Annotated in this window: 32 protein-coding genes; 18 read left to right on the top strand and 14 right to left on the bottom strand. The window is 53.0% G+C overall.

Annotation, left to right across the window (positions count from 1 at the left end):
• The first annotated feature begins 114 nt into the window (after positions 1–114).
• The 4 genes from JOE25_RS14250 (at position 115) to modC (ending at position 2943) form a co-directional block, all read left to right on the top strand.
• A complete protein-coding gene (locus JOE25_RS14250; protein WP_037421566.1) occupies positions 115–258 on the top strand; it encodes an AcrZ family multidrug efflux pump-associated protein in 144 nt (47 codons plus the stop codon).
• 157 nt (positions 259–415) lie between these two features.
• Positions 416–1189 carry a molybdate ABC transporter substrate-binding protein gene (gene modA, locus JOE25_RS14245; protein WP_209636198.1) on the top strand — a complete coding sequence of 258 codons (774 nt, stop codon included), beginning with the start codon at positions 416–418 and terminating at the stop codon, positions 1187–1189.
• Positions 1186–1875, top strand: a complete 690-nt coding sequence (modB, locus tag JOE25_RS14240; protein ID WP_209636196.1) for a molybdate ABC transporter permease subunit — start codon at positions 1186–1188, stop codon at positions 1873–1875. Before modA ends, modB begins: the two co-directional genes overlap by 4 nt.
• Complete coding sequence (gene modC / locus JOE25_RS14235; protein WP_209636194.1) at positions 1876–2943, top strand: molybdenum ABC transporter ATP-binding protein ModC; 1068 nt, start codon at positions 1876–1878, stop codon at positions 2941–2943.
• Between the two features lie 39 nt (positions 2944–2982).
• Here the strand turns inward: modC and JOE25_RS14230 are convergent, their stop codons facing one another.
• From JOE25_RS14230 to JOE25_RS14165, 14 genes are all read right to left on the bottom strand, one after another.
• Complete coding sequence (locus tag JOE25_RS14230) at positions 2983–3807, bottom strand: pyridoxal phosphatase (protein ID WP_209636192.1); 825 nt, start codon at positions 3805–3807, stop codon at positions 2983–2985.
• Positions 3808–3935: 128 nt separating this feature from the next.
• On the bottom strand, positions 3936–4187 hold the full coding sequence (locus JOE25_RS14225) for a pyocin activator PrtN family protein (protein ID WP_209636190.1): 252 nt from the start codon (positions 4185–4187) through the stop codon (positions 3936–3938).
• A gap of 56 nt (positions 4188–4243) precedes the next feature.
• A complete protein-coding gene (locus JOE25_RS14220; protein ID WP_209636189.1) occupies positions 4244–4582 on the bottom strand; it encodes a hypothetical protein in 339 nt (112 codons plus the stop codon).
• Positions 4575–5162, bottom strand: a complete 588-nt coding sequence (locus JOE25_RS14215; RefSeq protein WP_209636933.1) for a hypothetical protein — start codon at positions 5160–5162, stop codon at positions 4575–4577. The genes JOE25_RS14220 and JOE25_RS14215 overlap by 8 nt, the downstream gene beginning before the upstream one ends.
• A complete protein-coding gene (locus JOE25_RS14210; protein ID WP_209636187.1) occupies positions 5159–5407 on the bottom strand; it encodes a hypothetical protein in 249 nt (82 codons plus the stop codon). The genes JOE25_RS14215 and JOE25_RS14210 overlap by 4 nt, the downstream gene beginning before the upstream one ends.
• Positions 5404–5679: a hypothetical protein gene (locus JOE25_RS14205; RefSeq protein ID WP_209636185.1), complete on the bottom strand. Its 276-nt coding sequence runs from the start codon at positions 5677–5679 to the stop codon at positions 5404–5406. Before JOE25_RS14205 ends, JOE25_RS14210 begins: the two co-directional genes overlap by 4 nt.
• Positions 5680–5681: 2 nt before the next feature.
• Positions 5682–6020, bottom strand: coding sequence for an ead/Ea22-like family protein (locus tag JOE25_RS14200; RefSeq protein ID WP_245209908.1), 339 nt, complete (start codon positions 6018–6020; stop codon positions 5682–5684).
• A complete protein-coding gene (locus JOE25_RS14195) occupies positions 6013–6402 on the bottom strand; it encodes a hypothetical protein (protein ID WP_209636183.1) in 390 nt (129 codons plus the stop codon). Before JOE25_RS14195 ends, JOE25_RS14200 begins: the two co-directional genes overlap by 8 nt.
• A gap of 149 nt (positions 6403–6551) precedes the next feature.
• Entirely contained in the window at positions 6552–7040 is a 489-nt protein-coding gene (locus JOE25_RS14190) for an HNH endonuclease signature motif containing protein (RefSeq protein WP_245209907.1), read from the bottom strand.
• Between the two features lie 149 nt (positions 7041–7189).
• A complete protein-coding gene (locus JOE25_RS14185) occupies positions 7190–7903 on the bottom strand; it encodes a hypothetical protein (RefSeq protein WP_209636181.1) in 714 nt (237 codons plus the stop codon).
• Positions 7900–8370: a hypothetical protein gene (locus tag JOE25_RS14180; protein WP_209636179.1), complete on the bottom strand. Its 471-nt coding sequence runs from the start codon at positions 8368–8370 to the stop codon at positions 7900–7902. The genes JOE25_RS14185 and JOE25_RS14180 overlap by 4 nt, the downstream gene beginning before the upstream one ends.
• Positions 8367–8987 (bottom strand): 3'-5' exonuclease, encoded by a 621-nt coding sequence (locus JOE25_RS14175; protein WP_209636177.1) that lies wholly within the window; start codon positions 8985–8987, stop codon positions 8367–8369. Before JOE25_RS14175 ends, JOE25_RS14180 begins: the two co-directional genes overlap by 4 nt.
• Positions 8987–9517, bottom strand: a complete 531-nt coding sequence (locus tag JOE25_RS14170; RefSeq protein ID WP_209636175.1) for an HD family hydrolase — start codon at positions 9515–9517, stop codon at positions 8987–8989. Before JOE25_RS14170 ends, JOE25_RS14175 begins: the two co-directional genes overlap by 1 nt.
• A gap of 574 nt (positions 9518–10091) precedes the next feature.
• Positions 10092–10769 carry a LexA family transcriptional regulator gene (locus JOE25_RS14165; protein WP_209636173.1) on the bottom strand — a complete coding sequence of 226 codons (678 nt, stop codon included), beginning with the start codon at positions 10767–10769 and terminating at the stop codon, positions 10092–10094.
• 87 nt (positions 10770–10856) lie between these two features.
• On the opposite strand from JOE25_RS14165, the gene JOE25_RS14160 reads away from it, so the two are divergent.
• From JOE25_RS14160 to JOE25_RS14095, 14 genes are all read left to right on the top strand, one after another.
• A complete protein-coding gene (locus JOE25_RS14160) occupies positions 10857–11078 on the top strand; it encodes a YdaS family helix-turn-helix protein (protein ID WP_209636171.1) in 222 nt (73 codons plus the stop codon).
• Between the two features lie 19 nt (positions 11079–11097).
• Positions 11098–11571: a YmfL family putative regulatory protein gene (locus JOE25_RS14155; protein ID WP_209636169.1), complete on the top strand. Its 474-nt coding sequence runs from the start codon at positions 11098–11100 to the stop codon at positions 11569–11571.
• A gap of 451 nt (positions 11572–12022) precedes the next feature.
• A complete protein-coding gene (locus tag JOE25_RS14150) occupies positions 12023–12205 on the top strand; it encodes a DUF4222 domain-containing protein (protein WP_209636167.1) in 183 nt (60 codons plus the stop codon).
• On the top strand, positions 12202–13089 hold the full coding sequence (locus JOE25_RS14145) for a helix-turn-helix domain-containing protein (protein ID WP_209636165.1): 888 nt from the start codon (positions 12202–12204) through the stop codon (positions 13087–13089). Before JOE25_RS14150 ends, JOE25_RS14145 begins: the two co-directional genes overlap by 4 nt.
• Positions 13086–13808, top strand: coding sequence for a replication protein P (locus JOE25_RS14140; RefSeq protein ID WP_209636163.1), 723 nt, complete (start codon positions 13086–13088; stop codon positions 13806–13808). The genes JOE25_RS14145 and JOE25_RS14140 overlap by 4 nt, the downstream gene beginning before the upstream one ends.
• Entirely contained in the window at positions 13805–14149 is a 345-nt protein-coding gene (locus JOE25_RS14135) for a hypothetical protein (RefSeq protein WP_129543837.1), read from the top strand. Before JOE25_RS14140 ends, JOE25_RS14135 begins: the two co-directional genes overlap by 4 nt.
• Complete coding sequence (locus tag JOE25_RS14130; protein ID WP_209636161.1) at positions 14146–14373, top strand: hypothetical protein; 228 nt, start codon at positions 14146–14148, stop codon at positions 14371–14373. Before JOE25_RS14135 ends, JOE25_RS14130 begins: the two co-directional genes overlap by 4 nt.
• Positions 14370–14939, top strand: coding sequence for an MT-A70 family methyltransferase (locus JOE25_RS14125; RefSeq protein ID WP_209636158.1), 570 nt, complete (start codon positions 14370–14372; stop codon positions 14937–14939). The genes JOE25_RS14130 and JOE25_RS14125 overlap by 4 nt, the downstream gene beginning before the upstream one ends.
• Positions 14936–15376 carry a hypothetical protein gene (locus JOE25_RS14120; protein WP_209636156.1) on the top strand — a complete coding sequence of 147 codons (441 nt, stop codon included), beginning with the start codon at positions 14936–14938 and terminating at the stop codon, positions 15374–15376. The genes JOE25_RS14125 and JOE25_RS14120 overlap by 4 nt, the downstream gene beginning before the upstream one ends.
• Positions 15373–15744 carry a RusA family crossover junction endodeoxyribonuclease gene (locus tag JOE25_RS14115; RefSeq protein WP_209636154.1) on the top strand — a complete coding sequence of 124 codons (372 nt, stop codon included), beginning with the start codon at positions 15373–15375 and terminating at the stop codon, positions 15742–15744. Before JOE25_RS14120 ends, JOE25_RS14115 begins: the two co-directional genes overlap by 4 nt.
• Positions 15741–16736, top strand: coding sequence for a DUF968 domain-containing protein (locus tag JOE25_RS14110; RefSeq protein WP_209636152.1), 996 nt, complete (start codon positions 15741–15743; stop codon positions 16734–16736). The genes JOE25_RS14115 and JOE25_RS14110 overlap by 4 nt, the downstream gene beginning before the upstream one ends.
• 51 nt (positions 16737–16787) lie before the next feature.
• Positions 16788–17480, top strand: a complete 693-nt coding sequence (locus tag JOE25_RS14105) for a bacteriophage antitermination protein Q (protein WP_245209905.1) — start codon at positions 16788–16790, stop codon at positions 17478–17480.
• A 170-nt stretch (positions 17481–17650) separates the two neighbouring features.
• Positions 17651–17965: a phage holin family protein gene (locus JOE25_RS14100; RefSeq protein ID WP_209636893.1), complete on the top strand. Its 315-nt coding sequence runs from the start codon at positions 17651–17653 to the stop codon at positions 17963–17965.
• The coding region (locus tag JOE25_RS14095) for a lysozyme (RefSeq protein WP_209636150.1) at positions 17949–18217 on the top strand (269 nt) is incomplete at its 3' end. The genes JOE25_RS14100 and JOE25_RS14095, both read left to right, overlap by 17 nt.

Below are 18217 nucleotides of genomic sequence, written 5' to 3'. Positions count from 1 at the left end.
TACAAATGTCGTGCAGCCTTTAAAATAAGCACGTTTTAGTCTGTATTTTGGTTTAAAGTAGAGATTACGTGGCGGTGTTCATTACCGCTCAATGGGCAGTTAAGTGAGGCTACCATGTTGGAATTATTGGAAAGTTTGCTGTTCGCCGTCGTGATGGTACCTATTGTGATGGCTATCATTCTCGGGTTGATCTACGGTTTGGGTGAGGTGTTCAACATTTTCTCCAAAGTGGGCCATTCTAAAGAGAATCGTACCTAGCACCACCCCTTCCTTATACCCGTCGGCACCGTTCGGCGGGTGTTTCTCAAGTTATGTCCCACTCTGCCGATAAACCGCATGACAAGCTTCTGCGCGACGTTATATTATTTTTTATATAACGAAGAGTGATAATGCACGTTAACTTGCGGAGAAAACAATGAAACAGCAATGGACTAAGTGGGTCGGCGGTATCGTATTGGCATCCGGTATGGTCATGCAGGCGTCTGCGGCAGATAAAATTACCGTTTTTGCAGCAGCATCGCTGACTAACGCGCTGCAGGACATCGCAACCCAGTATCAGAAAGGCCAGGATGTCCAGGTGGTGTCTTCATTCGCCTCGTCCTCCACGCTGGCACGTCAGATTGAGCAGGGCGCTCCCGCTGATTTATTTATCTCTGCCGACCAGCAGTGGATGGACTATGCCATCGACAAACAGCAGATGGTTAAAGACACGCGTTATACCCTGTTGGGTAACGAACTGGTGCTGATCGCCGCTAAAGATGCCAAACAGGCTAAAATTACGCTCGATAAACAAACCGATTGGACAAAACTGCTCAATGGGGGCCGTCTGTCGGTGGGCGATCCGGACCACGTACCGGCCGGTATCTATGCCAAGGAAGCACTGCAAAACCTCGGTGCCTGGACCGCATTAGAACCAAAGCTGGCACGGGCCAACAACGTACGTAGCGCTATGGCGTTAGTGGAGCGCGGCGAAGCGCCGTTGGGCATTGTTTATGGTTCAGACGCGGTAGCCAGTGATAAAGTCAGCGTTGTGGCCATCTTCCCAGAAGACAGCCATAAACCGGTTGAATACCCGATGGCGATCGTTAAAGGTCATCAAACACCGGCCGTTAGTGCGTTCTACAGCTACCTGAAGGGCCCAGAAGCGGCTGCTATTTTCAAACATTATGGATTCTCCCCGCGTAAATGATGTTGAGTGAGTACGAATGGCAGGCGGTAGAGCTGAGCCTGAAAGTGTCCGCCCTGGCGGTGGTGTGCAGCTTGCCCTTTGGCATTTTGATGGCCTGGGTGTTGGTTCGCTGCCGCTTCCCCGGCAAGTCACTGTTGGACAGTATTATTCACCTGCCGTTGGTGCTGCCGCCCGTGGTGGTCGGCTATTTATTGCTGATCGCCATGGGGCGGCGCGGCGTGATTGGCGAATGGCTGTATGACTGGTTCGGTTTCAGTTTCAGCTTCAGTTGGCGTGGCGCTGCCTTGGCTTCTGCGGTGGTGGCATTCCCGCTGATGGTGCGTGCCATTCGGTTGGCGCTGGAAGCGGTGGATACCCGTTTAGAGCAGGCGGCCCGTACGCTTGGCGCTAACCCATGGCGGGTGTTTTTCACCATCACGTTGCCATTATCGTTACCCGGCGTCATTGTTGGCGTGGTACTGGCTTTTGCCCGCTCATTGGGCGAGTTCGGCGCCACCATTACCTTTGTTTCCAATATTCCCGGTGAAACGCGCACCATCCCGCTGGCGATGTATACCCTGATAGAAACGCCGGGGGCAGAAGCCGCCGCTGCGCGCTTGTGTGTGATTGCCATTGTGTTGTCACTGGTTTCACTGATGGTTTCCGAGTGGCTTGCCCGCTGGGGTCGCAAACGGATGGGCGTGTAAATGCTGGAACTGGATTTTTCCCAACGGCTTGGCGATCTGAATCTTAACGTCCGCGCCGATCTGCCCGCCCAGGGCATCACCGCCATCTTTGGTCTGTCTGGCGCAGGTAAAACCTCCTTAATCAACGCCGTCGGCGGTCTGACACCTCTGCAACAGGGGCGCATTGTGCTCAATGGCCGTACGCTGGTGGATACCGATCAGGGGCTTTGTCTGCCGCCGGAAAAACGCCGTATTGGCTATGTGTTTCAGGATGCGCGGCTGTTCCCGCATTACCGGGTGCGCGGCAACCTGCAATACGGCATGGCAGCTGGCATGCGCAAGCAGTTCGACAGCATTGTTGAGCTTTTGGGGATCGGCCCGCTGCTCAATCGTCTTCCGTTGACGTTGTCAGGGGGAGAGAAACAGCGAGTGGCGATTGGTCGCGCTTTGCTGACCGCCCCCGAGCTGCTGTTGATGGATGAACCCTTGGCATCACTGGATCTGCCGCGTAAGCGTGAGTTGCTACCCTACCTGGAGCGACTGGCGCAGGACGTCAATATCCCAATCCTCTACGTTAGCCACAGCATGGATGAAATTCTGCAGTTAGCGGAGCAGGTGATGGTGCTGGATAACGGCCAGGTACGGGCATTCGGTGGGCTGGAAGAGGTGTGGGCCAGCAGTGCATTGCGTCCGTGGTTACAGCGTGAAGATCAGAGCAGCGTGTTGCGTGTCAGTGTGATCGAACACCATGCGCGCTATGCGATGACTGCGCTGGCACTGGGTGACCAACGCCTGTGGGTCAGCGGTGTTGATGCCGCATTGGGGGCTCAACTGCGTATACGAATCAATGCCGCCGATGTCTCTTTGGTGTTACAACCGCCGGTCAACAGCAGTATTCGCAACGTTCTGCCCGCCAAGGTGACCGAGTGCCTGGAGGTCGATGGGCAGGTAGAGGTGAAACTGGCGGTAGGGGAAAGCGTACTGTGGGCGCGGATTACGCCATGGGCGCGAGACGAATTGGCGATCCGGCCGGGACAGTGGCTGTATGCACAGGTTAAAAGCGTGTCTATCAGCCGGGAAGCTCGTTGAAAATGCCCTCTCATCTATTTTGGAGAGGGCATGGCATCATTACTGGCCCAGCACACGCGTGCGGATCACCTCGGCGATGCCGGGTTGCAGGTGATCGGCGATCACCAAATCGGCACGTTGTTTGATGGCATCATCGGCATTGCCCATCGCCACACCCAAACCGACCGCTTCCAGCATACTGAGATCGTTGTAGTTATCCCCAAAGGCCACCACCTGATCCATGCTCAGGCCCTGTGACTCGACCCACTGCTGCAGGCGTTTCCCCTTGCTGTTACCGCCTTTGGCGATATCGACCTGATCGTGCCACGACCATTCGCACGCCAACCCCAGTTCTTTTTCCACTGTTTCAGCGAAGTTGCGCAGCGCAGGAATATCGGCATGTGAGGTGGCGAACTTCCAGATGGACTGCGCTTCATCGGCTGCTTGAGCCAGGCTGTTGACCTGCAGCAGTGTTGGGCGTTGCGCCGGTGGCAGGGTTTCCGCCCAGGCTAATGAACGGGTGACGTGGCCACTCGTATCCTGATATAGCATGGCATCGTCAACGTACATCAGACCATGAATATCGCTTTGTTTTAGCATCTGCAGTACCAACCGAGCCTGATCTTTTTCCAGCGGATCGGCAGCCAGCACTTTTTTCTGCTGGAAGTCATACAAATAGGTGCCGTTGCAACAGATTGCTGGGGTGTCTATCTCCAGTGCCTGATAGAACGGATGGATCGCCACATGATGACGACCGGTGACCACCACCACTTTGACGCCGGCGGCACGTGCTTCAGCCAGGGCCGCCAGTGACTGCGGTAAGATGCGTTTTTGGGTGTCCAGCAAGGTGCCATCCAGATCGAGGGCAATGACGCGGTAGCTCATAGGGATCTCATTATCGTTAGCAACAAAATTAAACCGATGGTACATCTTGTTTATGATGTATATAAATCAATACATTACGTTTTTATGGGGTGCTATAGGGGTGCTGGTGGGGCGAGCCCCACACAACATTACTTGCAGCGTTCCAGTTCTTCTTTTGCCTCTTTGCGGCGCTGATCAATCAACGCAGCTAGGTCTTCAACATGCACTAAACGCGGCGATTTCTGTGTATTTCCAACACGAAACGTCGCTATAGGGAGTTTTCCTTCCGCCGCCTTCTGTTCGGCGGTTGATGGCTTTAGACCGAGGTAAGGTTCTGCAATCTCCGATAGAGGGATATTGGACTTTTCATATTCAGCTATCAACAAAAACATTGTATTCATGATTATCTCCACACGTTAAGCCCGCCGCATACGGGCATCAATTCAATCGTGACATGTCACACTGTTAATTTGGTTTCGTGCCAACCAAGGGTAAGCCAGCATGCTGACTCACCAACGCAAGGGCACTCGGTAACCGGCAATTGATCGCCGCATTTCTTACATGATCGCTTCTGCTGGTGGGCTAAAGTCTGTTGATACTCAGCATGGCACCGGCGGATTAGCATCCCGACAACCTCGTTGAATTCGTAGGGTTCCCGGCCAGGGCGCAGACCTGACAAAAGGGCCTGCGCCATCTGTTCTTCCTCTGGTTCCAATTGCAGCTCACGTATGACGATCCCGCCCTTACGCTGCCGGGCTCGTTGAGCGGCTTTGCGTTCTGCATCCGTCTTAGCCATTCCCACCCTCCGGCGATTCTGGCAAGCGCATAGCCCTATCATCGTTCGTGTTGATGCTGGTTTGCGACTTGAAATACTGGCTAACAGGTTGTGCCAGCATTGCGGCGCGGCAGGCATCAACATTGCGCTTGAATCTCACGCCGACTATAGCTAATGCCGCCATTACCTTTTCCAACTGAATCACTATTCCTTCGTCGCTGTAGAATTCAGTCGGAAGATTCACCACTGCTGGCGCTGGCGGGGCGGTGAGTGCTCGGGCTCTTGTCACTGCTTCTTCTGGCGTTGCCCCGTAAACTCGCGCCAAGATTTCATCATGATTTGCGCCTATGCGAAGCTGCACCCACCAATCGCCAAGGCCGGGATATTCTTCTTGGTTCATTGTCGGCAGTCTGCCAACGCATATTTCGCCAAGCTCACCAGCCACCGGCTGCGCCTCCCTGTTAGCCAGGAGTTCTGTCAGGATATCCCGAAGAAGTCGCGCACTGATTTTAGTGTCGCGAGTCTCGGGGTGAGCACTGCCTATTTCATCGGTGACTTCCATCAGGAATATGCGCAGGTCTTCTGTTGATGCCCTTGTCATAACCCCTCCTTAACGCGCGTTTCAATCATGTTCCAGACTTGCTCGTATTCAGGCCAGTCAGCTTCAACCACAACGGCCTCAAGTGGCTGCTTACCGCTGCCAAGCCGATATGCGGTGATTGCATCAGCAATGTCAGCCAAAGTTATGCGCTGTTCTGCTGTGAGCGCTGCGCTGGCGTCTTTAAATTTGATTACCAGATAGCGGCTTTCGCGCTCCATCGCCTCAGTCGTTAGTTTCTGTGTCATGGTTGGCTCCAGTGGTCTTCAATTGCAGCTCCCAGTCGCTGCATCCAGTCCGCAAGTTTCAGGGCCGCTTCGCGCTCAGATCCGCAGGCGGGGAAGTCATCAAAGCGCATATCGGCGGTATACCGCCGGAACATGCCTTCACCTTTGATAACCAGCTCCTGCTCAACCACCGTTCTGGCATTATGTGAATGCTGCTCGGTGTGATAGACGCTGGTCGTTGTGCGCTCCTTTCTGTCTCGCGTGAAGCTAATCAGCTCTGAATGTGTTGGCATAGCTACTCATCCCCCACTGTGAAGCCCGCTTTACCAACATCACGAGCGGCGGCATTGCGCCCATCAACCCAGCCCTTGCAGTAGTCATCGCTAGCGCCGGTCACATGGCATATGAAGAACTCGTCGTAGTTCACGATTTTAATCGGCGCAGCCAGCTTTGCTTCCAGCTCGGAGATGCGCTTATCCTTCACTTTCAGCTCTGCCAGCAGGGCGAGAATGACAGCAGGGTTTGCAGCGGCGATGAATGCAGCAACAGCATCCTTCCCCTTCTTGTAGTTGTTAATGCCGCCCAATTCTTTGGCTTTCTCTGCGATTGCTTTCAGTTCGCTGATTTTATCCATTGCGGCGCTCCTCATCCCACTTAACCATGTATTCTTCAATGTCAGACCATGCTTCACCCGCACCAGCCAGGCCATCGATAACGTCTTGCCTTTCGGTATGACGCTCTTTTTTCTCAAGTTCGGCGATGCGCTGTAGCAGGGTGGATACGTACTCTTGCGAGTAGAATGGCTCAACGATTGGATCTTGTGACGGGTCGCGAACGCTAACTATCTTGCCGTCACCTTGCGTTACATACCGGCTCCCCAGGCCATACGCCTTGGCTTTCTCCAGCGTAGAGAAAGTGGTGTTGGCGTTGATGGTTTTATCAGGCTCGCCATTCATATTCCGGAATCGCAGTGAATACGCCACCGGCTTGCTCAGTTCGCTCAGCTTATTGTCCATGACGTACCTCCGGCTTATTGAATAATTCCGGGTGTAACTGCTTGGCGGGGCCTTTAAGCCAAGGCATGCGGACAACAATTGATATATTCCGCAGTACAAAAAATTCACGAGCATTTGCCATCCGCACAGTGTGATAACGCCACTTGTGTCTAAAGATTCTGATTGTTATTAAATTTGCCTTCGGCAAATGTGGATGTTTCATATACTTGCTCATGATGCTTCTCCAGGGATTCAGCCCGTTCAAACCAAAAAACGACGGGAATATCCTTCACTTCAACGAGGCCAAAGCGCTCAGCGGTGCGGAAATTGACGCTGTACTGTCGCGCTCGTTCTGCCTGTGCTGCTATCTGCTCGCGGAACATCTCGAGGCTGAATGTCGTTTTAAACAGGTTGCAAGGTGCGCATGCTGGGTTTAGGTTCTCGATGCAATCGCGGTTTTCGTGCCAGACCTTGCCGGTAGCTTTCAGCTTGAATAAGCCTTTGGCCGCTGCCGCCATGTCCTGCTCTGATTCGCGCATAACCGGCTCTACGTGGTCGGCGTGCCAGCCTTTTTCTGGCAGCACGCAACCGCAGTAAGCGCACCGTCCACCGAACTTTTGACGCAATTCCGCTCGCTGCAATTTGGTCAGCTTAGCCATGCTGGGCCTCCTCGAATTCACCCATCGACTCAATCTCTTTACGCGCCGCTTTGTTGGTGACGTCACCACTCTTCAAGCCTGTGCTGCTGGCTCCAGGGCAATCAGGACAGCCTCGGCAGTCGCTTCCCATGGTCGGGCAGGGCTTCATGTCATTTGCTGGCATCACTACCTCCCACACGCTTGAACTCGATCACCCAGCACCACGGGTTAGCGCTCCAGCTTTCTTCGCCGTAGATGTGTTGCCACGTCTGGGCGAACCACGAACGAGAGAAGTCAGGGAATCCGTAATCGCGGGAAACTGCATCTATTGACGGATGGCTTGGCGGCCCACCTTCGGCCATAGCATCGGACTGGCTGATATCTTTCAGCTGTTCGACGCGCACTGCAGTGATGTCCAGCAGGATGCGGCAGGCGGCGCGGGGCATGTGAATTGACGGTTTCCAGCAAGAGCGCTCACCGTGACCATCGTCATCACCCCAGCTAAAAGCTCCATCTGCCGCATAAATGGCGTGACCGGTGTAATAGCCGTTGCCGAATGGCATTTCTTCAATGGCGGTGGCTGGGCGGTCTGGCACCCAATCAATCATCCATCCGTCACTGTCAAAATCATGGCTGACAACGCCCCAGGTCTCCCGTACCCACAGCCGGTCGCCTACCTGACCGAAGGGGCAATGTTCGCGGTAATAGCTCTGGCTGTTGGCATGGTCGATGCCAGATTCAAGCGGGTAGCACTCCCCGGCCTGTGATGCCAGGTCGATCAGTTGTAACTGTCGATCGGTTAATGTGCGCCGCGTCTGCGTCTTGCGTCCGCTGAGAATGGCGCGAACCATTTCTCCGTTAAAAATCACTGGGTGCTCTTTCATTTGGCCTCCCGCAGCTCGATGACGAAAGCTTGCAACTCGTTAATCTGAGCACGTAAAGACATAGCGGTAGCGCCAAATGCGTGAGTATCAGGGTGCATGTTGGCAAGCTGCTTCAGCTTTAACTCGGCAAACTTCTCAACTCCCCGCGCTTCGATAGCGGCAAGGGCGGCGGAGGTGGCTGGGGTTTCATTAAGTGCATAGCAAACATCGTCTGTGCTGCAAGGGTCGTCTTTCCCACACAGTTCGCAGAAGTGCGTTGATTGGCTATGAGTGGTGATTGCATCCTTCAGCGCCACACTCTCCACAGCCAGAGCATCGGCTCGTTTCTGCTGCGCATCGCGATCAGCCTTCAAAGCCGATACTTCACTCAGTTTCCTGACCAGATATGCCGCATGGCTTTCACCAACCAACAAGTCACCAGGCAGACACTTTCCGCGCAGGAATCCTTCCATTTCGTATACGTTCATGCTGCACCTACCTGTTGGCTATTCAGCTGATAGGCAATGGCCATCTGCTCTGCATCGTTCATAGCGTCATGCAGGGAGTTATGCTTAACCATCGCGAAGCATGGCTGGTGGGTTTTAGGCAGGTAACCTTTGGTGCCTTTGGTCATAGCATCGATATAGGTTCGAACATCGCGTTTGCCGCCCCAGTGCCACGGACATTCGATCGCATACATGCGGTAGGCATTTTCGAGGATCGATCCGTCAAAGTCGGTACCACGGAAGAAGATCCGCGCGTCAGGGTGATCCTTAATCCAGTAGGACAGCAACTCAAGACACTTGCGCAGAGGTTCACGGTCACCGATTAAGGCTTCCTGAGCTTCTTCACCTTGCTTACGCCAGAAGGCCTGGGTTTCTGTGCTGACGGTACGGCCTTTCATCAACTGATCGAAGGTATCAGCCAGGCAGTAGAAGGCACTTTCTGAGAAGTCTGTCAGTTCGCCATCACGCGCCACTTTGATGATGCTTTGCTGGGTCTGACGAACGTCGTCAATGTCGAAAGCAAACGCGCCTATAGATAGGAGCACCGCTGAAGGCACAACGTCTAGGGTTTCAGTATCGATCGTGATTGTGTTAATCATCACAGTACTCCCCACTCAGTCAGCTCATTAAACCGGGCAACAAACATTGCACGTGCCTGTACTGGCATAACCGGATTAATCACGATGTCAGCTGGGAATATGCCTTCAAGCATTGGCCACACTTCGCCGTTATCGATATCCAGATCCCGGCGTTCGGTGGCCAGCATCACCAGGTCGGCATATTTCACCGCGATATCCATCTGCAGTGGCAGGCCAAAGCGTTGGCGGATTGCCGCGTCGAGTTGGTCCTCAATTTGCTGGTAATCCGGCAACATACGCTTAAGCGGGGCAGGGATATCTTTGCAATAGGCCTCGGTGGCATCGTGCATCAAGGCTTCAAAAGCGAACTCTGGCGCAACGATTTGGCTGCACAGTACAGAATGCTGAGCCACGCTGTAGAAGTTCGGCAGGTGACCGGCAAAGCGGCACTCATGGGACAGCGCCTGGGCGATATCCTCAATGCAAATACTCTCTGCTGTTGGCGCGGCGTAGTCGAAATGACGCCCGGTAAAAGTGGTAATCCAGCTCATACGTTAATTCCCACACGCTGATTTTCGGCAAAGCGAAGCCCTGCCAGAATTGGCAACTTTTCGCAGAGAGAAAATCGGGTTTTAAGAATGGAGGCCAGACACCCGCATAGCGCTGGCTCCCGTTAATTACTCACACATCAGGTGGCGCACCGCACCGGGGCTTTATACTGTGTAATGGGATAAGGGGAACCCAGAACAGTACGCCACCAGATATGTGAAAAAAATGCGGCTGACACCAACCCAAATCAGAACAGCCGCAAAGGCTTCACTACACACAGCAAAACTCCGTCGGATATCTGCGCTTGCTCTCGCTGCAGTGCCGCCGACGCGGCGCATAAGGTGTGGTGAAGGAGTCTAACCCACAGACGGAGAGGGAGCCCGTCTATCACCGGATACCACATCGGTATGCTCACTCATGAGTTAGGATCCTCCACCGCTCCCAGAACTGAGGGAAAGGCCGAGTGAGCATGCCGTTGCGTACACTGCGTTCCTGATTGGTACATTATGTATCTACAGGGTACATTGTCAAGCGTAAAAAAACCTGCCGAAGCAGGTTATTTGCAATTTGCAATATTTAGGCTCTATATCGCCTTGGTTTTCCAGAGAAAACGACAGTCCCGATAATGGAGCAGTTCCCGTCAATTTTGATGTACTGCTCTGGCCAATTCTTATTTAGGGCTTTTAAATACTTTTGGCCTGCATCTTCAACTAACCGCTTAAACGTTGTTTCTCCTGAGTCAATGAGAAGGGCGATTACGTCATCGCCGTGCATTGCGGGAACTTCTGGATCAACAAAAATCATATCACCGGGTCTGTACTCATCGCTCATAGAGTCACCGATGACCCTAAGTATGTATGTCATTGGCCCGCATGGTACGGGGCATGGGTATCTTTCGGTAAAACTCAAATCGGCCTCACAATAACCAATTTCTGTCCAAGCTCCGGCCTGCACCCAGGAAATAACAGGGACCATATGAATTTCTAGATCTGTGTCAGATACATCAGGTGCGGAGGAGGTTGAAGTGACATTGGTTGTCTGGTGTTCCTTATCCAGCCAGCCTTCCGGTAATGAAAAGCATTTTTCAATATGGCGCGCGAGGTCGTCCCCGATTTTCTTCGTCGGGTTTTTGCCTATAACTCTGCTGATCTGAGTTGGTTCACGATCAAGAAGCACTGCAAAGGAGTTGTTCCCACCAGTGCTATCACGCAGCTTTCTGGCGTTCTCACGCCGGATTTCTTCATTAGTTTTCATACCCATCATTTAAGGATGTGTACCAGCGTGGTACAAGGGCCTTGCGGGTTCATATAAATAATGCATAATGTATCTCGGAGGTACAAAATGAAAGAATATTGGGACACCCTTACTAAGGCAGAGCAAAACGCTCTAGCAAAGCGTGTTGGTAGCAGTTCTGGTTATCTGAGACTGGTTTTCAACGGTTACAAAAAAGCTGGTTTTTCCCTTGCAAAAAAAATCGAAGAGGAAACCAGTGGCGGCGTTACAAAAACTCAACTCCGACCAGATATTTATGCAAATCCTACCACCACCCTTAAAGCTAGTTAACTACCAAAGGAAAAACAACATGGTAGAGCCAAATTTGAAAGATGTAGTGAAAGGCATGTGTAAGGCGGTAGCTGGTGGCCGTTCGGCGATGGCCGGCGCACTGGGCATGTCTGAGACAGCTTTTAACAACAACCTGTACGAGAAGAACGGATGCCGCTTCTTCGAGATCGGGGAGTTGGAAGCAATGGAAGATATCTCCGGCACCAACCTGCTGACCGAATATTTCGCCCAGCGTCGAGGTTTGCTGGTGGTAGAGAACCCAGCCCTCGAAGAATTGGACCAGGTAGAGTTGTTCAGCAAAAGCATCCGCACCGCCGTTCACCGTGGCCATGTGGATCAGATCATTCAGGAGTCGCTCGCTGATGGAGTCATTGATGAGAAAGAAGCTGCCGACATTATGCGTTTTCACCGCAAGCACTTGCAGGCGCGTGATGCAGAAGTTAGGGCAGTGGTGGCGCTGTTTAGCAAAAAATCCAAATACCAGAAAGGTTGACGCCCCAGATATGCGGTCCGGGGCGTCGGGTGCATCAATTAAACGTGTGGAGTAATTAACGCATGAACAGTTTAAACCGAGTCAGGCCAGCAGTGCAATTTAAGTGCTCATTCAGCGGCCACTCTCTTTCGTATGTCCAGATAGTACGGCGTCCGGGCCAGGTGGACAACTACCAAGAAGTTTCTCCGGTGGTAGTCAACAACGCGATGGCTAATTTCAACCGGAGCCGCGGCCTATGAACCCTATCGAATTCATTCGTAAGAACGTCGTGACGCAGTTGGTTGGCGAAGGCTTCCCAGAAGATGTTGCTAAGGGGGGGCAGAGGAGGCAGTCGATCTATATCGCCGAATGTCCCAGGCAAGCAGGAAGGGGCGTATCTACGACGATTGCCTTACTCAAGCCCGGCAGTACTGCCGTTTCAACACACCAAAACACCTGAAAGGGGGATCCAATGGAAAACGAGGTAATCGTGCCGTTTGAAATGGATTGTCGTGACAGTCACGGCGTTATTGTTCGTGTGATTGGTGTCGATCAAGTAAACCAGCGCGTCATTTTCCGCCGCCCAGGCTATCCGTACGATTGTGCGTGCCCACGCCGGGACTTCGGTACCAAATTCAAGAAGGTATCAGCATGAGTATGAACCTGATGGCTCAAGCAATGAGCATAAAGGTTGGCAATCCCCTGCGTAAGCTGGTGCTGATTAAGATGGCTGATAACGCCAATGATAAAGGCGAATGCTGGCCGTCTTACCAACATATTGCTGACCATTGCGAGTGCAGTAAGAGCGCTGTAAAGGCTCATATCACGGCACTGATAAAAATGGGGCTGCTCTCTAAAGAGAACCGGCTGGGCGTCAATAACGGAAAAGGTAATACATCAAACATTTACATGCTGACCCTGCATAACCCTGTGTCGCCAGAAAGCACAGCCCCTGTGGCGTCAAAAAACACAGGTGTGTCAGGAGAAAGCATAGGGGAGTCGTCAGAAAGCACAGCCCCTGTGTCACCTGCTGGCACCCCCTGTGGCACCACGTGGCACCAGAACCAGTCATTAGAACCTAAAGACAAAAAACCTTCTTGTCAGGTCGCTGCGCAACCAGACATTTCCCCTGATGACGTTTTTTTATCTCGGCATCCGGAAGCCGTCGTTTTCAGTGCCAAGAAAAAAATCTGGGGCAGTGCAGAAGACCTCAAGTGTGCCGAGTGGATCCGCTCTCGCATCGTCAAGCTGTACGAACAGGCTGCTGAGACGGATGGCGAAGTGGCAAGGCCAAAAGAACCGAACTGGGCTGACTGGGCAAACGAGATCCGCCTGATGAGCACTCAGGATGGCCATACTCACAAACAAATCTGCGAGTTATTTGCGAAGGCTAACCGGGATCCGTTCTGGTGCAACAACATCCTCAGCCCATCCAAGCTACGTGAAAAGTGGGATGACCTGACGTTGAAACTGAGCGCTAGCCCAGCGGCAAACGGCGGTCATTGGAATACTGCTGAAGCCTGGGGGAACACCCTATGAACAAATTCATGAGTGCTGTTCAGAACCGTGACAGTGGAGCCTTGGCGCGGATGATGCCAGCGGAGCCACAGGCGAGAGTGGTCAACGGAAACGCCGAAAAATTGGTTGATCTGTTATTCACCAACCTGATGCAAGTCTTCCCCGCTGCAAAACAGACCGCGTTGAGCACAACTGCAGAAGTTGCAGCAGCAAAACGTCAGTGGATCCTCGCATTTGCAGAGAATGGGATCACCTCTGTTGAGCAACTACAAGCTGGAATGCGTATGGCACGGCAGCAGGAGAGCGACTTTTGGCCGAGCTGCGGAAAATTCATTGGTTGGTGCAAGACGGGGGCTGCTGAAAGTGCTGGCTTGCCATCGGTCGATGAGGTCGAAGCAGAGTTCAAACGCTACAACACCAACCGTGGACTACATGCAAGACCTGAGGACTTTGATTGGTCAGTGCCGGTAATGTACTGGATCGTGATCGACGTTCGCCACCTGATGCATCAGCACAACTACACCGACGGCGAGATCCGCAAGTCAATTCAGCTGCACCTCGGACGTTGGGCAAAGCGTTTGGCTAAAGGTGAACGTGTCCCACAGCCTGCACCACAGATCACCCATCAGCAGCATATCCCTGCACCATCAGAACTGATGGACAAGGACGGCAAATATCAGCGCAAGGGCGAAGAGCTGCTGGCGCGTATCCGCTCGAAAAGAGAGGGGGAGGCATCATGAAAAAATTAACGATCCCGGTAGACGTATTCGAAAGCGATCGTATCAACAGCGGCATCCGCCGCCTGGTTCGTGCAGGTGTCCTGAAAGATAAGCCAGAAAGCCAGGTATGCCGTGTACGTAATGCTGCCGCCGGTGCCACGTGGCGCACACTCCGTGACCTTGAGCTGCTGGTGGTGCAGATGTACGGCGTGTACGACACACAGCCAGCTATCAGTGCCCGCCTGCGCGAATTCAGTAAACCATTCCACGGTCTGGTCAAGGAACGCCGGGTAGAGAAAAGCGAGTCAGGGAAGTACGTGTACTTCTACCGCCTAGTAGCCGTAGAGGAGCAAGCCGCATGAAGTGTGTATCAGGCATTGAGGTTTTACCTTTGCTGGCTGTGGCGCACCGCTTGTACCGCTGGTGGATGTTACGAGAGGCCCGGCGTACTTGGCAGGAGCGCGGTGATTTCCGCAAATACGCAATTTCGCAGGGATGGCTAACAGACTGGCAGCGCCAGCACTTTGGCTGGGATTACTACGGGATCCGGTATTTGGTACGAAGGGCGACGGAGGGTTTGAAATGAAATACCCACTGATTTACGCCGATCCGGCGTGGACTTACAGCGACAAATGCAAGGACGGCAACCGCGGTGCCGGTTTCAAGTACCCGACCATGACGGTGGCCGATATCTGTCGTTTACCGGTGTGGGATCTGGCCGCTGATTCATGCCTACTGGCCATGTGGTGGGTACCGACGATGCCGACGGAAGCGCTGAAGGTGATCGATGCCTGGGGATTCCGCTTGATGACCATGAAGGGCTTCACCTGGCACAAAACCAACCGTGTGAAAGGGAACAGCGCGATCGGCATGGGCCACATGACCCGAGCCAACAGCGAAGACTGCCTGTTTGCGGTCAAGGGCAAGCTACCACCGCGCCTGGATGCATCGATTTGCCAACACATTACGGCCCCACGAATGGAGCACAGCGCAAAGCCTGAGGTCTTCCGCGAAAAGTTGGTTGATCTCCTTGGCGATGTTCCGCGCATTGAGCTGTTCGCCCGTAATCACACCGAAGGCTGGCACACCTGGGGTAATCAGTGCGATAAGTCCGTGCTTCTGGTACCGGGAAAAGCGGAGGTGGTGTTGTGAGCGACGAAACCCTATACCCAGACAACAGCGCCAAGGTGCTAGCGTTCACCAAGCGATTCGATGAAAACGCCGATATCAAGGAAATGCGGAACTTTGTCGAGGAAGATGAGCGGCTATCGCAGCGCTGCGCCCACGATGCTGTGTCTGTTTCTGAACATGAGCGGAAAGTGACGTGTCGCCGGTGCGGTGCCGTGATTGATGCATTTGACTACCTGCTGGCATTGGCAAAGGGCGAAACGAAGCTGGATTGGGAGCTGCGTGTATTACGCGGCGAGATCAAACAACACCGTGAAGGGCTGGAGAAGCTAAAACGAGAAGAGGTGAACTGCAAGGGGCGTATCAAGACGGCACAATTCAGGCTGGCTGATGTGAACCTGGCTTTGGTTGAGGCAGGAAATAAGCTGGTGGCGAAGAAAAAAGGGGAGGTTAAATCATGATTTTAACGTTGCCATTCCCGCCCAGCGTTAACGGCTACTGGCGCTCGCCGAACAAGGGGTCGTTGAGCGGCAGAACTCTGGTCAGTGAACGTGGCAGAGCATTTCAAACCGAGGCTATCGCCCAGGTGTTTGAGCAACTACGCCGCCGACCAAAACCAATCAGTGCAGATATCGCCGTTGAAGTAGTGTTCTGTCCACCGACCAAAGCCAGACGTGATCTGGATAATTACTTCAAGGGTCTGTTCGATGCGATGACCAAGGCTGGAGTGTGGCTCGATGACAGTCAGATTAAGCATATCGACGCGAAGTGGGGGCCAGTGACCAAGGGCGGGAAAGTAGAACTACGGATCAGCGAGGTGCAGGTATGAGAGGGATACTGAAACCGATCATCGTACGCGAGTTGGGGCAAATAATCCTGAAGCCAGGAACCGAACTGTTGCCGATGTTCGGTGATCGAGTGCTGGTGGCCACAGTACCTGCAGAATTCAGGGAATTGCCATCAGGTGCACTACCAGCCACTGAGCAGCAGCTTGCCAGTGATCCGCGCTTCCGTCCCTTCTTCCTGCATGAGCGTGTGCTCTCCGCTGCTGGTGGCATCAATAGCCTGGAGAGCTGGCTGGATCGTCGTCCTGACTGCCAGAGCCAATGCGCCGATGGGTACCACGACAAGAACATGGAGACGATGCGCTATGGCTCTGGTGCTATCCGGTTGTGCTGGCACCACTCGCATTTATACCGCGATAAAACCATGCCTGAGCTTTCCGCGACGGCAGAGCAAAACATAGCGGATTTCGTGGTGTACCGGGCGCGGAGTTACTTCATGTTCGAAGAGAGCCATCAACTGACATTGCCGGAGCTTTGCTGGTGGGCATGGGTTATGGAGTTGACGGATCTGTTGCCTGAGGCAGTTGCAGCAGCATCACTGCGCATCAAGCCGATAACTATCCCAACAGGCACCCGGAAAGAGGCAGACATAACGCCTAGCCTCGCACCTACCCAGATAATCGCCGAGATAGCCAATAAGGCGGTGAAGACGCTAGTTATCGACCCGGCCCCCCCGAAGTCATTCATGAAAATACCCAAACATGAGCGTTGGACAAGTGAGAAATACACCCGGTGGGTTAAGTCTCAGCCCTGTGTTTGTTGTGGGCAGCAGGCAGACGATCCTCACCACATCATCGGCCACGGGCAAGGAGGTTGGGCGACTAAGGCACATGATTTATTCACATTCCCGCTCTGCAATAAGCACCATCTGGAATTGCATCGTGACGTGTCACGCTGGGAGGAAGAATACGGCAACCAGATAGATGTGCTTTTTGATTTTTTGGATCGCTCGATCGGCAAGGGCGCAATTTCATAGTGTGGAGTATAGGCAAGCTGGCATGCGGGCCAGACGCCTGGAGATTTAAGCATGATCGTGACACAGCAATATCTGCAGTACATTAGAGAGAGCTTCATGATGGCAACCGCTGACCTAAGCGGGAAGACGAAAGGGCAGTTACAGGCATTCACTGAGTCAACACAGATCAGCACAACGCGATTGAAGCGTAAGCGTCGCACTATTGTAGAGCCAGACGGTACAAGGATCGTTGTTCATAGCAATCCGGTACCGGGTACAGAAACGAGGCCTAGTTCGGGAGCTATTGCCTTGATAGAGCCGGAAACATTTTTAGCAACATCTTGGCGCCGCGCTGTATATCCGCTGGTTGGGCATCAACGTAGCTGGTTATCTTGGTGCTATGCGCATGATCTGGAATTCAAACACCAAGTTGCAATCTCCCAGTGGGGATGGTTGGAGTTCAAAGAAAGCCTTAACGGCCAAAAGGTAGCAACAAAAACCATGGACAGACTGAGAGCTTTAATCTGGTTGGCGGCGCAGGATGTGCGGTCTGAAATGAAAGGGCTTACTCCATACCAGAATCAAGACCTGGCTGAGCTGGTAGGCGTTTCCGCTCCGAATTGGTCCAAGAATTACAACGGCTATTGGTCAAGCATGCGCAGTGTCTTCCTTAGGTTGGATCGAGAGGGTTTAGTTTCTCTATCGAGATCACGATCACAACAAAAAGCGACATTTTCGCAGCAGGGTCTTGCAAAAGTTAATTAAATAGGCCATATTTATCGTTAATTTGATATCGTGCCACAAATGTAATGACCGGCACCAAAATAAAACCTCGCTTCGGCGGGGTTTTCTTGTTTCTGGGCTGCGCTTTTGCGCGGCCTTTTTTATTTCTATTACCGGGCTATCCGGTCAATCCACTAAAGGTAGTTGGAGCCATGCCGGATAAAGAAATCAACCATATATTCTCCAGCCTTTGGCTAGTCTTCATTCTCATTGCGGGCTGGGGTGGTGTCGTGAGGTATCTCATGGACGTAAAAAGCAATAAGGCTACGTGGAGCTGGGCGGCTGCGCTTGCGCAAATAGTCGTGTCGAGCTTCACCGGACTGATTGGTGGCGTCATCAGCATGGAGTCCGGTCTATCGGTCAACATGGCGTTTGTTGGTGCTGGCTTGTGTGGCGCGATGGGTAGTGTAGCGCTGACGTACTTCTGGGAGCGGTTTTTTGGAGGTATCAATGAAAACCAGCGTTAAGGGTAGAGAATTCATCAAGGGTTTTGAAGCTCTCCGTCTGATCGCCTATCCAGATCCCGGCACTGGTGGTAAGCCTTGGACGATTGGCTGGGGCCATACCAAGGGAGTGAAGCAGGGTGACCGCATCACACAGGATCAGGCAGAGCAATTCTTCTCTGATGATTTGGCCGTGTATGAGTTGACGGTAAACAGCGCTATCAAGCGTCCAATGACGCAGAACCAGTTTGACGCGATGGTGTCGCTGGCGTTCAA

The sequence above is a fragment of the Serratia sp. PL17 genome (genome assembly GCF_017832355.1).
Classification (GTDB): Bacteria; Pseudomonadota; Gammaproteobacteria; order Enterobacterales; family Enterobacteriaceae; genus Serratia.
Note: the sequence above shows the minus strand (reverse complement) of the source record. Positions and strands in the feature narration are given on the sequence as shown.

Bases quoted from the DNA above. Each gene is read 5' to 3' on its own strand.
- JOE25_RS14195 (WP_209636183.1), bottom strand. From the start codon at position 6,402: ATGGACAATAAGCTGAGCGAACTGAGCAAGCCGGTGGCGTATTCACTG.
- modC (WP_209636194.1), top strand. From the start codon at position 1,876: ATGCTGGAACTGGATTTTTCCCAACGGCTTGGCGATCTGAATCTTAAC.
- JOE25_RS14135 (WP_129543837.1), top strand. From the start codon at position 13,805: ATGAAAAAATTAACGATCCCGGTAGACGTATTCGAAAGCGATCGTATC.
- JOE25_RS14150 (WP_209636167.1), top strand. From the start codon at position 12,023: ATGGAAAACGAGGTAATCGTGCCGTTTGAAATGGATTGTCGTGACAGT.
- JOE25_RS14170 (WP_209636175.1), bottom strand. From the start codon at position 9,517: ATGAGCTGGATTACCACTTTTACCGGGCGTCATTTCGACTACGCCGCG.
- JOE25_RS14220 (WP_209636189.1), bottom strand. From the start codon at position 4,582: ATGGCTAAGACGGATGCAGAACGCAAAGCCGCTCAACGAGCCCGGCAG.
- JOE25_RS14185 (WP_209636181.1), bottom strand. From the start codon at position 7,903: ATGAAAGAGCACCCAGTGATTTTTAACGGAGAAATGGTTCGCGCCATT.
- JOE25_RS14160 (WP_209636171.1), top strand. From the start codon at position 10,857: ATGAAAGAATATTGGGACACCCTTACTAAGGCAGAGCAAAACGCTCTA.
- JOE25_RS14190 (WP_245209907.1), bottom strand. From the start codon at position 7,040: ATGGCTAAGCTGACCAAATTGCAGCGAGCGGAATTGCGTCAAAAGTTC.
- JOE25_RS14175 (WP_209636177.1), bottom strand. From the start codon at position 8,987: ATGATTAACACAATCACGATCGATACTGAAACCCTAGACGTTGTGCCT.
- modA (WP_209636198.1), top strand. From the start codon at position 416: ATGAAACAGCAATGGACTAAGTGGGTCGGCGGTATCGTATTGGCATCC.
- JOE25_RS14225 (WP_209636190.1), bottom strand. From the start codon at position 4,187: ATGAATACAATGTTTTTGTTGATAGCTGAATATGAAAAGTCCAATATC.
- JOE25_RS14155 (WP_209636169.1), top strand. From the start codon at position 11,098: ATGGTAGAGCCAAATTTGAAAGATGTAGTGAAAGGCATGTGTAAGGCG.
- JOE25_RS14130 (WP_209636161.1), top strand. From the start codon at position 14,146: ATGAAGTGTGTATCAGGCATTGAGGTTTTACCTTTGCTGGCTGTGGCG.
- JOE25_RS14230 (WP_209636192.1), bottom strand. From the start codon at position 3,807: ATGAGCTACCGCGTCATTGCCCTCGATCTGGATGGCACCTTGCTGGAC.
- JOE25_RS14200 (WP_245209908.1), bottom strand. From the start codon at position 6,020: ATGGATAAAATCAGCGAACTGAAAGCAATCGCAGAGAAAGCCAAAGAA.
- JOE25_RS14100 (WP_209636893.1), top strand. From the start codon at position 17,651: ATGCCGGATAAAGAAATCAACCATATATTCTCCAGCCTTTGGCTAGTC.
- JOE25_RS14145 (WP_209636165.1), top strand. From the start codon at position 12,202: ATGAGTATGAACCTGATGGCTCAAGCAATGAGCATAAAGGTTGGCAAT.
- JOE25_RS14180 (WP_209636179.1), bottom strand. From the start codon at position 8,370: ATGAACGTATACGAAATGGAAGGATTCCTGCGCGGAAAGTGTCTGCCT.
- JOE25_RS14250 (WP_037421566.1), top strand. From the start codon at position 115: ATGTTGGAATTATTGGAAAGTTTGCTGTTCGCCGTCGTGATGGTACCT.
- modB (WP_209636196.1), top strand. From the start codon at position 1,186: ATGATGTTGAGTGAGTACGAATGGCAGGCGGTAGAGCTGAGCCTGAAA.
- JOE25_RS14115 (WP_209636154.1), top strand. From the start codon at position 15,373: ATGATTTTAACGTTGCCATTCCCGCCCAGCGTTAACGGCTACTGGCGC.
- JOE25_RS14210 (WP_209636187.1), bottom strand. From the start codon at position 5,407: ATGACACAGAAACTAACGACTGAGGCGATGGAGCGCGAAAGCCGCTAT.
- JOE25_RS14140 (WP_209636163.1), top strand. From the start codon at position 13,086: ATGAACAAATTCATGAGTGCTGTTCAGAACCGTGACAGTGGAGCCTTG.
- JOE25_RS14205 (WP_209636185.1), bottom strand. From the start codon at position 5,679: ATGCCAACACATTCAGAGCTGATTAGCTTCACGCGAGACAGAAAGGAG.
- JOE25_RS14110 (WP_209636152.1), top strand. From the start codon at position 15,741: ATGAGAGGGATACTGAAACCGATCATCGTACGCGAGTTGGGGCAAATA.
- JOE25_RS14165 (WP_209636173.1), bottom strand. From the start codon at position 10,769: ATGAAAACTAATGAAGAAATCCGGCGTGAGAACGCCAGAAAGCTGCGT.
- JOE25_RS14105 (WP_245209905.1), top strand. From the start codon at position 16,788: ATGATCGTGACACAGCAATATCTGCAGTACATTAGAGAGAGCTTCATG.
- JOE25_RS14215 (WP_209636933.1), bottom strand. From the start codon at position 5,162: ATGACAAGGGCATCAACAGAAGACCTGCGCATATTCCTGATGGAAGTC.
- JOE25_RS14125 (WP_209636158.1), top strand. From the start codon at position 14,370: ATGAAATACCCACTGATTTACGCCGATCCGGCGTGGACTTACAGCGAC.